A 12,677-nucleotide genomic window follows, 5' to 3' on the forward strand; every position below is an offset into this window, starting at 1 on the left:
CTCGCGAGGGTCCTCCCGCCGGCGTAGGTCCTCCCTCGCTCGGCACGGCACTCCCTGCTCGCGCCTGCCAAGACTACTGGGGCGCTTTTTTTATTCTTTATTTACCCTAATGTAACTTCAATTACGTTATTTTTATCGATGTTTTCAATTACGTCCCTAGCTACGACGACCTTAGAGTCGTTTACTGGGATTTCGCCACCATTGAGGGTAGCTGACACGACTTTGTACGAGCCAAAGTCAAGCTTTGATGGGTTCGTAATTACGATATTAAAGCGCTTTCCTGCGAAGTTCAGGTTAATTGAAGCTTCGCCATTTTCATCAAATTGATCCTTGAGAAGCGCTGGTGCAATGCAAAGGTCACCTGCTTCACCCTTCACACCGAAGACCTCTGTAATCATTGTAAGAAGGTACCAGCTTGCTGCTCCAGTAAGGTAAGGATACTTGCCTCTTCCCCTTGCATCAAAGTATTCAGGGATTCCTGGATACATGTGACTTGCATTAAAGTTCATTGACAAATCAGCAAGTGCCTTAAGGGATTTGTTTCCTTCTTTTGCAAAACCTCTTTGATAGAGGGCGTTGGCATACATTACTGACATGTGTGAGAATACTGCTCCATTCTCCTTTTCGCCATATGCAAAACCAAACATTCTTCCAAGATCACCCTTAATCTCATTAAAGTTTGTATTTAATCTGTAGCCACCAATTTCTTCTTTATAAAGATATCTATCAGCAGCCTTTGCTATGCTCTTGATTTGCTCATTAGTAGCAACATTTCCCATGATTGCAAACACCTGACCGGTAAGCATCATGCGAGTCTTTTCATCATCCTTGTCGTAGCACTCTACTCTGCGACAGCTGTCATCATAATAGCTGTTGAACCAGCCCTGGCCCTCATCCCCTGTAATCCACTCCTGATGGTTGAGATGATCTGTAAACCACTGAGACATTTCCATAAGCTTTGTAACCAAAGTAGAAACAGGAATTGAAATCTGCTTTCCTGAAAGATTTCCCTCTACCAACGAACAATACTTATTAAGCAACTCTGTCTTTGCCTCAACAGATTCATATACCTGAATGTAGGAATCAAGAAGAGTATTTAACTCTGCTGCAATCGATATTGTATCAATGCCCTCCTTCATAGCATAATCCTGAATAAGGATAGATAAATCCTTCAGATTACCTGCGTATGCATAAGAGAAAGCTACTGACTCGCCGTTAGTCTGGGCCATATCAAGGGCGTCATTCCAATCTGCTCCACGAAGTCTTAAGGTGTTGTGCTCACCAACCTCATAAAAGGCACAAAGGTTTTGAACCAAAAGATGCTCAATAATAGAGCCCTCGTATACTTCACCCTTATCTGTGTACTGAACATTTCCCTCTGTTTCAAACTTTTTATCCACCAAGGTACCACGTCTAACAATGGAATCCTTAAAGTAAGAAACCTTTTCCTTAAGAATCTCATAATCTCCAGACTGGTGAATGTATAAAAGCAGAGTTTTAAGTGGCCAATATGCATGATCCATCCAAACTCTGGCAATACCATTTCTATCAGCAATGAAATTTCCTAAGCCATCACCGATGATAGTTGCATTTGTTCCGTCCATACGAACGCCACCAAAGTTTGCCACTAGCATCTTTCTAACATCATCTGGCTCCATGAAAAGCAGCGCCAGACAATCCTGCCAAAGGTCACGCCATCCTCTTCCACCTCTACCATAGTCATGATATGGGAGGAAGGAACATCCATAAACTCGTCTAAGGAATGGCTGGAAGGCTACCCAGGCCATAAACTCATCGAAGTTCTTATCACCTGTATGGAAGTCAACATTCACCTTATCTGTCCAATACTTCTTAGTGTTTTCAAGTTCAATAGCTACAGCATCCTTTTTACTAAAACGTTTAAGAAGCTGTGGAATTTCCTTTTCATCCTCAGTTACCCCAATAAGGATTGTGTAGCTGATTTCCTCGCCAGGTCCAAGTGCAGTCTTGCCAAATTTGAGTGCACCCATGGCTTCCATACCATCGAAATGCTCGCCAGCTCCTACGCCTGCCTCCTGTCTATATACACTTCTTGGCTTTGTAAAGCTTCCTCCCTCACCAATAAAGGCTTCCACTGTAGGGAAGAAGGACTCTGGCATTTTGCCATTTTCATCAAGACCAAGAACAAAATATGTCTTGTTGTTTAATCTATGGCCCTTCTCATCAAAGGACATAGTAGGCTTTACAAGCACGCCTTCATCTATAGTAGAAATTCGGTGGAGCATTGATGTGACGTTTCTATGGTCACGAAGATTATCAGCAGATCTTCCAAAAATTGGAACAGCTGTTATGGGGGCGATAGTCTTCTGTCCATTAGAGTTGTTTCTGATTTTAACCTGCATGATTTCAACATTTACGTCAACTGGAACAAAGGAGGTTATTTCAGCAACTACATCATATTGGTTTGAAATTCTTGTAGCCTTGTGCCACATAAATCCAGCAGAAACACAGCTTTCGTCCTGCTCCATTGTGAATTTCTTACTCTCCTGCTCTGCAGAAGTGCCAACAGCTGACCATACATTTCCATTGTCCATGTATAGCCAGAAGTTACGGCCATTTTTATTATTATGGAGATTTTCCACACTAACTGGCTCCAGTAAAAAAGTCTCCTGGTTAACCATGGCATCGCCACCTAAGTTTGGGGTAACTGAGCACTTTAACCCTTTTTCTGAAGCAATAGGAAAATACAGATAGCTTGTATCCTCGGCCCTGCCGATTCTAAAGCTTCCCTTATTATCTAAAAATTCGATTTTACCTTGTGTAGTATTCAACATAGCTATCCCCTTAAAATATTGTTTATGTTAACAATTAATATACACACTTGGTGATTTTGTCACTATCAAAATCGTTTCAAAAAAATCAGATTCATTAACCTTGTTGGGGGGACTTAATTTTTCTATTATTAAATAATGTTACTATTCTCAGTACTCCAACATCATTCAGAATTGAACTCTTTCAGAGTTCCAACATTGTAACAAATAATTCACATTTTTTCTTATTTGAGTTGTGTTATACTACATGTAGGAGAATTATTCACATTGGCGGCTATTCATTCCCAATATCTTCTTTGATACTGGGCTCTGAGTAGTTTCAAAAAGGGGGTTATTATGCTAAAAGAGTATACGAAGATTCCTGCACCACTTAATTCTGAAGTGGCTCTAAAGATTATTCCTGGTCATTTCGCAACCAATCACTCACATATCACCAACTATATGGAAATTGGCACCATGAAAACCAGATGTAATGAGGCTCAGGGTGTTGCCCAGCTTTTGGCTATGCACTATTCTGTATCCACTCCAGTTGATACAATCGTGTGCGCCGACGATATGGAGGTTGTTGGAACCTTCCTGGCACAAGAGCTTACAAAGGCAGGTGTAGCAAACTACAATCAGCACAAGACTATCTATGTCACCTCTCCAGAGCTTACCTCTACAGGTCAAAGTATCTTCCGTGACAATATGCAGCTGACTGTTCGTGATAAAAATGTATTGTTACTCTTTGGTTCTCTTTCCACTGGTCGCACCTTGGAAAGTCTTGCAGAATGCGTAAAATACTATGGAGCTAAAATCAGTGGCGCCTGCGCTATTTTCTCTGCAGTTCGAAAAGTAGGTGATATTGAGATTACAGCAGTGTTCCATGACGAGGATATTCCAAACTACAACTCATATCCACTTCATGACTGCCCACTTTGCAAACAGGGAGTTAAAATTGACGCAATCGTAAATTCTTTTGGTTATTCAGAACTTAAATAAATATATAGAGGATTTGTTATGGAAAAGAAATGTAATTGGTTAACCGCACTAATAATTGGTCTTTGCATTGTTATCAGTTGTGTTGCACTTGCTTTTGGTCTTTCTCATTTCAGAGCAGAAAGCTCTCATGTGATTACAGCCACCGGAAGTGCCAGCGTTGATTTTGATGCAGATATTATTATCTGGAGGGGTTCTTTCTCAGCAACTGCCTACACTTCACAGGAAGCCTATAGCAAAATCAAAGGAGATGCTGACCTAGTTAAGAAATATCTTTCTGATAATGGAGTGACTGATGAAGAGGCTGTATTTAACTCAGTAGATATTGGAAGAACCTATGATGATGTTTATGATGAAAATGGAAACTACTCTGGTTCAGTACCAACAGGCTATCAACTTACACAGAGTATTACCATCACATCCTCTAACATTGATACTATAGAAAAAATATCAAGGGAGATTTCCACACTCCTTGACCAGGGTGTGGAGCTCACCTCTGAGTCCCCTGAATACTATTATTCAGGCCTTGATGACTTGAAGCTTGACCTTATCGACAAAGCCTCTGCAAACGCAAAGGAACGTATCGATATTATGGCCAAGAACACTGGTGCAAAGGTTGGGAAGCTTAACAACTCAACTCTTGGCGTTTTCCAAATCACCGCCAAGAACACAGGCACTAGCAGCTACTCCTACGACGGAGCCTTCGACACATCCTCAAAACACAAAACAGCATCTATCACCGTACGACTTGAATATGGATTGAAATAAACGAAAAGCCTTCAGACAAAAGTCTGGAGGCTTTTTTCAACTCTGTGTCTTTTAATAAATCCACGAACAACTTATCTAATTACAAATAATTATTCATTAACCCATTTTTTAATAAGCATTGGATACAATGCAACTGCAAATATCATCATAATACATCTTGCAACGAAGCTTCCCCAGTTATTTCCAAGCATTCCACAGAAAATTGCGCTGCCCATATATTCTTTCCAAGATAAGACAATCACTACGCCAATAAATCCAAGTATTGGAAGATTCTTTCCACCTTCTGGAATCTCGTAATGAACATAATGTCTCTCAATAAAGCTTCCTAGTACAAAACCTAAAAACATTCCAGCAGCCTTAAAGGTATCCTTCATCATTTTATAAGGATCTACAAGTAGTTCTCCATCCACATAATCCATAGGATATGGCTTCACCTGAATGTAAATAAGCACGACTACCACCAACACTATTCCAAGAATAGTTAGAATGTCCTTAGCTTTTTCATTTCCTTCAAGCTTTTCCTGAACCTTTGCGATGATGAACATTAATATTGCTGTTGCACCAAATCCCACTGCTACATCCTGTGGAGTATGCACGCCCAAGAAATTTCTAGAAAAACCAGTCAACGCCAATAAGACAATACATATAACCGCTACCCATCTTCTCTTTTTCCACTGCCACGCTGCTGTACCACCATAATGAATTGTCGCATTAGTGGTATGCCCACTTGGGAAGGAATAGCCTGTAGCTGCCACCTTGGAATCACCTGCAGGCTCAATTAAATCTGATCTAATCCATGGGCGGTACGCACATACTGTCAGCTTAATCACTCCGTTTAACAGCTCTCCACCGCTGTACCATGCTAAAAATCTATATCCCCATTTTTTACTAACGCACCAATATACAAAAAATGGAAGCATTGGCATTACATCTACTGCTATTTTAGAAAGCGCATTGAAAAACTCATCAAAAATGCCACCTGTTGCATTTCTCAAATCTTGTAACAATAATAAATATTGAATATCTAACTCCATACCTCTGCCCTCCACATACACTATTTAACAACTTCTATTTTCCGAGTTACTGATAACTCGTCTTCTTTTTTACTTACCAACATGGACATAGTATCACGCCAGATATCACACACATGTCACACACCACATATCTATTTCTAACTAGTTGGTGACAGTTTATCACAAACTGATTACAATCTGTCACCAGTAAAAAAATAGTCTTCATATAGAAGACTATTTTTCAAACAACTCCGGCTCTGTCTCTTTTAATATATCCGCAAGTACCTTATAGTCTAGATACTGCATTCCTTCCTTGCCTTGATTTATTTTATTTGAAAGCTTGCTGCCATAGTAGATAGCCATTGCTTTCTCCAAAGAAAGATTGTTTTCTTTTGCTATATAAGAAATTAATCGCTCTTCCAAGCTTTCCTGATATACCTGTTCTAGTACTTTATCGTCCATTATTTAACCTCAAATTTTAACACCTCTTGCATTTAAATAATCTGTAATGTCATCAATAACGTAAGCCGTGCTTTGAGTATGAATTATATCAAAATGTTTAACCAAATAATTATTTATGCAATCAACACTACTAAGCATAGAATAAACCTCGGAAGGTAGTTTGCCCCACTTATTAGCACAAGCATGAATCATATATATTACAAATGAAAAAGATTCTTGATTCATATATTTAATCTCCTCTGTCGAGTTTAACTCTTACATCAATAATACTATAACAGATTACTCAATAAAAGAAAAAGCCTTTAGAATCAACGATTCCAAAGGCTTTCTCCTATTGCTTTGCTGTTCTAGGTACAAGCTCTAACTTCAGCTGCATTCCCAAGCCTTCTGCAAGTCTTTTTACCATTGCAAGGCTAGGATTGCGTGTTCCATTCTCAATACGGCTAATATCAGCCTGTGTAATACCTGTTTTGGCTGAAAGATCCTTCTGTGTCATATGCTGATTAATTCGTGCATCAATCATTGCCTGAATAATATCATACTCAGCTTCAAGAGAATCATACTCTGCTTTGACCTCAGGGTTCTCTAATGCTTTTTCTTTATATTCTCTATAACTACTCATTTGCAATACCTCCGTTCATAATCGGCCTTATACTTCTTCGCTAGCTCAAGTTCTGCTTTTGGGGTCTTTTGAGTCTTCTTTACAAATCCATTAGTAAGAACAGCTTTCTGCCCAATAAAGAAGAAGTAGAACACTCTTGTAATATTTGAGCCTTGCTTGGTCCTAAGTTCAAATATTCCATCTCCCATAGGGCCAGAATGAGGCTCTCTGAGTTGAGGACCATTAGTTTCCAATAAATCAATAGTTCTTAGTGCTTTCGCATGCATTTTGGGTTCTAAAGAATCCAAAAATTCTTGTACAGGACATCGTCCTTCCTCCGTATCGTACAGCTCAATCTCGTACATTAATATAGATCCTTCCTATAATTATAATATGTTGTATAAGACATATTGTCAAGGCATCACCTTTATACCCTTTCAACAGTTCACACATATATAATTTTATTCATAAGCATGCCCCTATATATGTACACGAAAAAAGCCTCCAGACATAAGTCTGAAGGCTTTCATTTGCTGAGGCTGAGGAGGCTCGAACTCCCGACAACCTGATTAAAAGTCAGGTGCTCTACCAACTGAGCTACAACCCCATATTAAGTTTTGGTACAAGGCTTTGCCTAAAATAAAAAGGCATAGACTCGAAACTGGGCTAGCTGGATTCGAACCAGCGAATGCCAGAATCAAAATCTGGTGCCTTACCGCTTGGCGATAGCCCAACAAGGGAAATGACGCCCTATTTTAAAAAGTTGCTACTACCGCAACAGGGTGGGTAGAGGGGTTCGAACCCTCGACCTTCGGAACCACAATCCGACGCGCTAACCAGCTGTGCCACACCCACCATACTGATAATTAAACCGTATAAATGTGCCAGAAGGGATTCGAACCCCCGACCCACGGCTTAGAAGGCCGTTGCTCTATCCAGCTGAGCTACTGACACATATTCAAATGTTTTAGAAATTTAAAAGCGGGTGATGGGAATCGAACCCACGTATTCAGCTTGGAAGGCTGATGTTCTACCATTGAACCACACCCGCATATCTTTAAAATTTTCTAAGTCGGGGTGACAGGATTCGAACCTGCGACCCCCTGGTCCCAAACCAGGTGCTCTAGCCAAACTGAGCCACACCCCGATATGCGTTGTTCGCTTGTTTCTTTCGTATCTCTCTCGCGAACAAAAAGAAGTATATATGAGAACCAAGCTAATGTCAACACATTTTTCAAAATTTAATTGTTAGAATTTAATACAAAATATCTGATATTCCGACAATTCCTAAACGCCCTATTTTAAAGGCCTACTCCAATATATGAGAAAGCCCCTGAGCTATGATTGTAACCACATGCTCATCTGCCAAACTGTAATAAATCTGCTTTCCTTCACGACGGCTTTTTACAAGCTTATTTGTACGAAGAATCTGAAGCTGATGTGATACTGCTGACTGAGTCATACCAAGTGCTTCTGAAATATCACAAACGCATAATTCAGCCTCGAATAAAGCAATCAAAATTCTAACTCGTGTGCTATCTCCAAATACCTTAAAAAGCTCAGCAAGATCATACAAAGCATCCTCGTCTGGAAGCTCTGCTAAAACCTTATCCACTAAGTTTTTATGTACACACTGTTCATCACAGCATTCTGCATGTTTTATCATTATAAATATCCCAACCTTTTCTCAAAATAAATCATTGTGCTGACAAGCCTAAGTATACCTTTATTCTTGTCAGCAACAAACCTATATTATCAGTTTAAACGTTTTTCACACGAAGTGCACGTATTGCATTTAGAACAGCAATAACCATAACACCTACGTCTGCAAAAATAGCAAACCACATATTGGCTATACCAATTGCACCAAGTAGCAAACATCCAACCTTGATACCGATTGCAAAATAGATATTCTCATAAACTATTCTCATGCACTTTTTAGCAATGCCAATTGCCTTTGCAATCTTCTTTGGGTCGTCATCCATAAGCACCACATCTGCTGCCTCTATAGCCGCATCTGAACCAAGCGCACCCATAGCAACACCTATATCTGCCCTTGATAATACTGGCGCATCATTAATGCCATCTCCAACGAATATGAGCTGCTCCTTTGGAAGCTTGAATTCCAAAAGCTCTTCCACCTTTGTAACCTTGTCAGCAGGAAGAAGCTCCGAATAAACTTCATCTAAGCCCAAATCTGCTGCCACAATATCTGCCACCTGTTTTGAGTCTCCAGTAAGCATGACAGTCTTTTTCACTCCAGCCTTTTTCATTGCTGCAACAGCATCCTTAGAGGTAGCCTTTAATCTATCAGAAATAAGAATATATCCTTTATAAACTCCATCAATAGCTACATGAATTTCTGTACCTGGCTCGGCTATCGTATTTACGGATAAGCCAAGGCTAGCCATAAGCTTTTCATTTCCTGCAGCTACGCTTGTATCCCCGATATTCGCCTTAATTCCTGCTCCAGGAACCTCCTGCACATTTTTTACCCTTGTAGAGTCTATAGGACGTCCATAGGCCTCTTTTAGGCTTTTTGAGATAGGATGATTTGAAAAGGCCTCCACAACAGCTGCTGTCTCTAAAAGTTCAGCTTCTGAAATCCCCTCTGGTACAATCTTTGTCACTTCAAATACACCTTCTGTAAGTGTACCTGTTTTGTCCATAACCACATACTTGGCACGTGAAAGTAAATCCAGATAGTTGGAGCCCTTAACAAGCACGCCCTCGCGACTGGCTCCACCAATCCCTGCAAAGAAGGTAAGTGGAATGCTGATTACAAGTGCACATGGGCAGCTAATTACAAGGAAAGTAAGAGCCCTGTAAATCCACTGTGACCAATTTGGCTCAACCCCAATAATAAGGCTTAATATTGGCGGAATTACAGCTAACGCCAAGGCAGAATAACAAACTGCCGGTGTGTATACTCTGGCAAATTTTGAAATAAAGTTTTCTGGCTTTGACTTCTTTGAAGAAGCATTCTCCACCAGGTCTAAAATCTTTGAAGCTGTAGATTCCCCAAATTCCTTTGTTGTACGAATAGAAAGCACACCAGACATATTAATGCAGCCTGATATTACTTCATCACCGATTTTGGCCATTCTAGGCACGCTCTCGCCTGTAAGGGCGGCTGTATCCAAAGACGCACTACCATCGATAACCACACCATCAATTGGAATCTTTTCACCAGGTTGAACAATAATTGTGGTTCCAATTTCAACCTCATCTGGATCCACCTGAACCAGCTTTCCATCCTGCTTTATATTTGCAAAATCAGGTCTGATATCCATAAGTGCTGAAATATTCTTTCGGCTCTTTCCAACTGCATAAGACTGGAACAACTCTCCAATCTGATAAAACAGCATAACTGCCACACCCTCAGTGTATTCTCCAAGAGCCATAGCACCAACTGTTGCAACAGCCATTAGGAAATTCTCATCAAATACCTGCTTGTTCTTAATGCCCTTAAATGCCTTCTTTAAAATGTCGTAGCCAATAACAAAATATGGCACCAAGAACAGCAGGAATCTGAGAATGCTGCCCTCTTCAAGAGGAAGAACCAGCAACACGGCCATTAGCACCGCAGCTATTATTATTCTAATCAAAACCTTCTTTTGCTTCTTAGTCATGTCGTATACCTCAAATTAACTTTCCTGCGGGAGCATGTAAAACTTCCTTGCAAAAATTACAAATAAATTTCGCAGTCGTCCTCAACCTTTTTGCAGTTCTTAAGAACCTCAGCCATAACAGCCTTTACATCTGCGCCCTCTACGAACTCAACGTTCATCTTAAGAGCCATAAAATTTACATTAGCATCTGCTACACCAGCTGTATCCTTAGCTGCCTGCTCCATTTTATTTGCGCAGTTTGCGCAATCCACTTCAATCTTGTAAGTCTTCTTCATAATTTCCTCCTATGCTTTTCGCAATCCGATTTTATTAATTTGAACATTTGAATATCTGTTCATATGTTTAACTAAAATATAAACCTGTCGACCTTATTTGTCAACAGGTTTTGTAATATAATCACGTACAACATCTGAAATTAAGTCGTAGCCCTTAGCCTTGAAATGAACTCCATCTGTGTAAAGCTCATCTCTTCCTTCAGTGGCGGCAAATAAATCTATTATCTCCACTCCCATTTCCTGGGCAACCTTTTGCTGGCTATCTCCAAGCTCTCCAGTCACTACATCTGCCTGGATGCTATATTCAGCATGTCCGTTTTCATTTATAGCAAAGCAATATGGGCTTCGCATTAAATATACCACCGGCTTGCTATCTAGATTTTGATAACTAGCCAATAGCTTTTTAAGCCCCGCTTCATATTCCTCCTGATTCCAGTTGTAGGTTTTAGCATCGTTGGTTCCAAGCATCAAAACCACTATATCCGGATTTGATTCTAGGGATTCCTTATATTGTTCTGATTCTAAATAAGGTAAATCCCCTTTTGCTGATGCTGTAGCATTTCTAAGTCCAAAATTAGAAACCAAATAGCCTGTGCCAAGCTTTGTTTGGAGCTGAGAAGGATAACAATCAATCTCTCGAGTTTTAAGAACACCACTTCCGTAGGTAATGCTGTCTCCTGCACAGGTGATTCTAACTCTTGTATCCTTTCCTCCAAACATACCGGAGTTAAATAGCACCACAAATAATAAAACAAATGCAACTAGTAATATAATCATCTTTCTATGAAATAAACCTTTCAAAAAAGTATATTTATCCATAACAGCTTTCCCCATCGACTAATCCTTAGTCTCCATAACAATTAGATAGCCTTTTTTTATACTGATTTCACCAGTATCCTCTATAAGCTCATTGCTGACAGTTAAGGTATTAAAGCCCTCTATAGTCCCATCTGAAACAGGATACTTGAAGCCTTCCATATTTACCCCATCAGCTAAGCCTCCATAAGGGAATACAGAAACATATTTATAATCTAATGCTTTTTCAAGGGTTATAGACTGACCGCCCTCTATCATCTGAACACGATTTGTTCTATCCCAAAGATAAGCCTTACGCCCATTCTTTAAAGCCATGCCAAGAAGTGCAATATTTCCAAGGGTATGGTCCAACCTTCCACCTATGGCACCAAGGATAACTATATCCCCTGTGGAATTGTCAAAGGCATATTTCAAGGCTGCTTCCACATCAGTGTCATCCTTTACAGGATTCAACTTAACAACATTAATCCCCTGGGACACAAGCTCCTTATAAAGCTCTTCTCCTGCAGAATCAAAGTCACCAATAACTAAGTCTGGAACCAGCTTTGCTTCCTTTAAATGAAAATAGCCCTTGTCACAGGCTATTATCATTCGTTCCCTTTCAGGAACCTTAAGCATTATATTTTTAGTATATTCATCAAGCGGCATAGCGCCTACGATAAAGGTAATCATTTCATTTTCTCCAAGAGCGCCTCTGTATTGGCCTTTATATCCCCCTTGAACACTGCAGAGCCAGCCACGATGATATTTGCGCCAGCCTCTAACACCTGGTCGATAGTGTCCATATTAATACCACCATCCACCTCGATATCAAGCTTAAGATGCTTTTGTCTACAAAGCTCTGAAAGCTCTCTTACTTTATCCACAGTATATGGAATAAGGCTCTGACCACCGAAGCCTGGATTTACAGTCATAATAAGAACCATATCCACCTTATCCAAAACATGCTCGATAGCAGATATTGGAGTTGCTGGATTAAGGGCAACACCTGCCATAACTCCAGATTTCTTAATCAAATCGATTGTTGCATCAAGATGCTTTGTTGACTCAGCATGAACTGTGATAATATCTGCTCCTGCCTCAGCAAAATCCTTCACATAGCGCTCCGGATCCATAATCATAAGATGAACATCAAACAGTCTGTCGGTGTATTTACGGATTGTGTTTAGCACAGGCAAACCAAAGCTAATACTAGGTACATACAAACCATCCATTACATCGAAATGAACGTACTGCGCTCCCGCCTCATCAATAAGCTGAAGCTGCTCCTTAAGTATTCCAAAATCTGCTGATAAAATTGATGGTGCCAAACATCTTTCCAT

14 protein-coding genes and 6 tRNA genes are annotated in these 12,677 nt (G+C 40.1%); 2 read left to right on the forward strand and 18 right to left on the reverse strand.

What is annotated here, in order from left to right; translation table 11 throughout:
- Positions 1-101: 101 nt before the first annotated feature.
- Positions 102-2,813 (reverse strand): GH36-type glycosyl hydrolase domain-containing protein, encoded by a 2,712-nt coding sequence (locus BLR54_RS04635; protein ID WP_090417470.1) that lies wholly within the window; start codon positions 2,811-2,813, stop codon positions 102-104.
- A 333-nt stretch (positions 2,814-3,146) separates the two neighbouring features.
- Here BLR54_RS04635 and BLR54_RS04640 point away from each other — a divergent pair, with 333 nt between their 5' ends.
- Together BLR54_RS04640 and BLR54_RS04645 are read left to right on the forward strand one after the other, a co-directional pair.
- Positions 3,147-3,791: a type I phosphoribosyltransferase gene (locus tag BLR54_RS04640; RefSeq protein ID WP_090417472.1), complete on the forward strand. Its 645-nt coding sequence runs from the start codon at positions 3,147-3,149 to the stop codon at positions 3,789-3,791.
- An 18-nt stretch (positions 3,792-3,809) separates the two neighbouring features.
- Positions 3,810-4,556, forward strand: a complete 747-nt coding sequence (locus BLR54_RS04645) for an SIMPL domain-containing protein (protein WP_090417474.1) — start codon at positions 3,810-3,812, stop codon at positions 4,554-4,556.
- Positions 4,557-4,645: 89 nt separating this feature from the next.
- On the opposite strand, the gene BLR54_RS04650 is transcribed toward BLR54_RS04645, so the two are convergent.
- The 17 genes from BLR54_RS04650 to rpe all read right to left on the reverse strand — a co-directional run bounded on the left by BLR54_RS04650 (position 4,646) and on the right by rpe (position 12,677).
- Entirely contained in the window at positions 4,646-5,590 is a 945-nt protein-coding gene (locus BLR54_RS04650) for a phosphatase PAP2 family protein (RefSeq protein WP_090417477.1), read from the reverse strand.
- A 213-nt stretch (positions 5,591-5,803) separates the two neighbouring features.
- Positions 5,804-6,031 (reverse strand): hypothetical protein, encoded by a 228-nt coding sequence (locus BLR54_RS04655; protein ID WP_090417479.1) that lies wholly within the window; start codon positions 6,029-6,031, stop codon positions 5,804-5,806.
- Between the two features lie 9 nt (positions 6,032-6,040).
- Positions 6,041-6,256, reverse strand: coding sequence for a DUF3791 domain-containing protein (locus BLR54_RS04660; protein WP_090417481.1), 216 nt, complete (start codon positions 6,254-6,256; stop codon positions 6,041-6,043).
- A 106-nt stretch (positions 6,257-6,362) separates the two neighbouring features.
- Positions 6,363-6,653 (reverse strand): helix-turn-helix domain-containing protein, encoded by a 291-nt coding sequence (locus BLR54_RS04665; RefSeq protein ID WP_176761851.1) that lies wholly within the window; start codon positions 6,651-6,653, stop codon positions 6,363-6,365.
- Positions 6,650-6,997: a type II toxin-antitoxin system RelE/ParE family toxin gene (locus BLR54_RS04670; protein ID WP_090417485.1), complete on the reverse strand. Its 348-nt coding sequence runs from the start codon at positions 6,995-6,997 to the stop codon at positions 6,650-6,652. The genes BLR54_RS04665 and BLR54_RS04670 overlap by 4 nt, the downstream gene beginning before the upstream one ends.
- Positions 6,998-7,166: 169 nt before the next feature.
- Positions 7,167-7,239 (reverse strand) — tRNA-Lys (locus BLR54_RS04675).
- A gap of 54 nt (positions 7,240-7,293) precedes the next feature.
- Positions 7,294-7,365 (reverse strand) — tRNA-Gln (locus tag BLR54_RS04680).
- A 48-nt stretch (positions 7,366-7,413) separates the two neighbouring features.
- Positions 7,414-7,487 (reverse strand) — tRNA-His (locus BLR54_RS04685).
- 25 nt (positions 7,488-7,512) lie between these two features.
- A tRNA-Arg gene (locus BLR54_RS04690) sits at positions 7,513-7,586 on the reverse strand.
- 26 nt (positions 7,587-7,612) lie between these two features.
- A tRNA-Gly gene (locus BLR54_RS04695) sits at positions 7,613-7,683 on the reverse strand.
- A gap of 21 nt (positions 7,684-7,704) precedes the next feature.
- Positions 7,705-7,779: transfer RNA gene (locus BLR54_RS04700), tRNA-Pro, on the reverse strand.
- 162 nt (positions 7,780-7,941) lie between these two features.
- Positions 7,942-8,298 carry an ArsR/SmtB family transcription factor gene (locus BLR54_RS04705; RefSeq protein WP_090417487.1) on the reverse strand — a complete coding sequence of 119 codons (357 nt, stop codon included), beginning with the start codon at positions 8,296-8,298 and terminating at the stop codon, positions 7,942-7,944.
- Positions 8,299-8,392: 94 nt separating this feature from the next.
- Entirely contained in the window at positions 8,393-10,264 is a 1,872-nt protein-coding gene (locus BLR54_RS04710) for a heavy metal translocating P-type ATPase (protein ID WP_090417489.1), read from the reverse strand.
- A 56-nt stretch (positions 10,265-10,320) separates the two neighbouring features.
- Positions 10,321-10,539, reverse strand: coding sequence for a cation transporter (locus BLR54_RS04715; RefSeq protein ID WP_090417491.1), 219 nt, complete (start codon positions 10,537-10,539; stop codon positions 10,321-10,323).
- A gap of 93 nt (positions 10,540-10,632) precedes the next feature.
- Entirely contained in the window at positions 10,633-11,358 is a 726-nt protein-coding gene (locus tag BLR54_RS04720; RefSeq protein ID WP_176761852.1) for a GDSL-type esterase/lipase family protein, read from the reverse strand.
- 18 nt (positions 11,359-11,376) lie between these two features.
- The gene (locus BLR54_RS04725) at positions 11,377-12,027 is read right to left on the reverse strand and encodes a thiamine diphosphokinase (RefSeq protein ID WP_090417495.1); all 651 of its coding nucleotides are present in this window, start codon (positions 12,025-12,027) and stop codon (positions 11,377-11,379) included.
- Positions 12,024-12,677: a ribulose-phosphate 3-epimerase gene (gene rpe, locus BLR54_RS04730; protein WP_090417496.1), complete on the reverse strand. Its 654-nt coding sequence runs from the start codon at positions 12,675-12,677 to the stop codon at positions 12,024-12,026. Before rpe ends, BLR54_RS04725 begins: the two co-directional genes overlap by 4 nt.

It is taken from the genome of Pseudobutyrivibrio sp. YE44 (genome assembly GCF_900104335.1).
Lineage (GTDB): Bacteria > Bacillota > Clostridia > Lachnospirales > Lachnospiraceae > Pseudobutyrivibrio.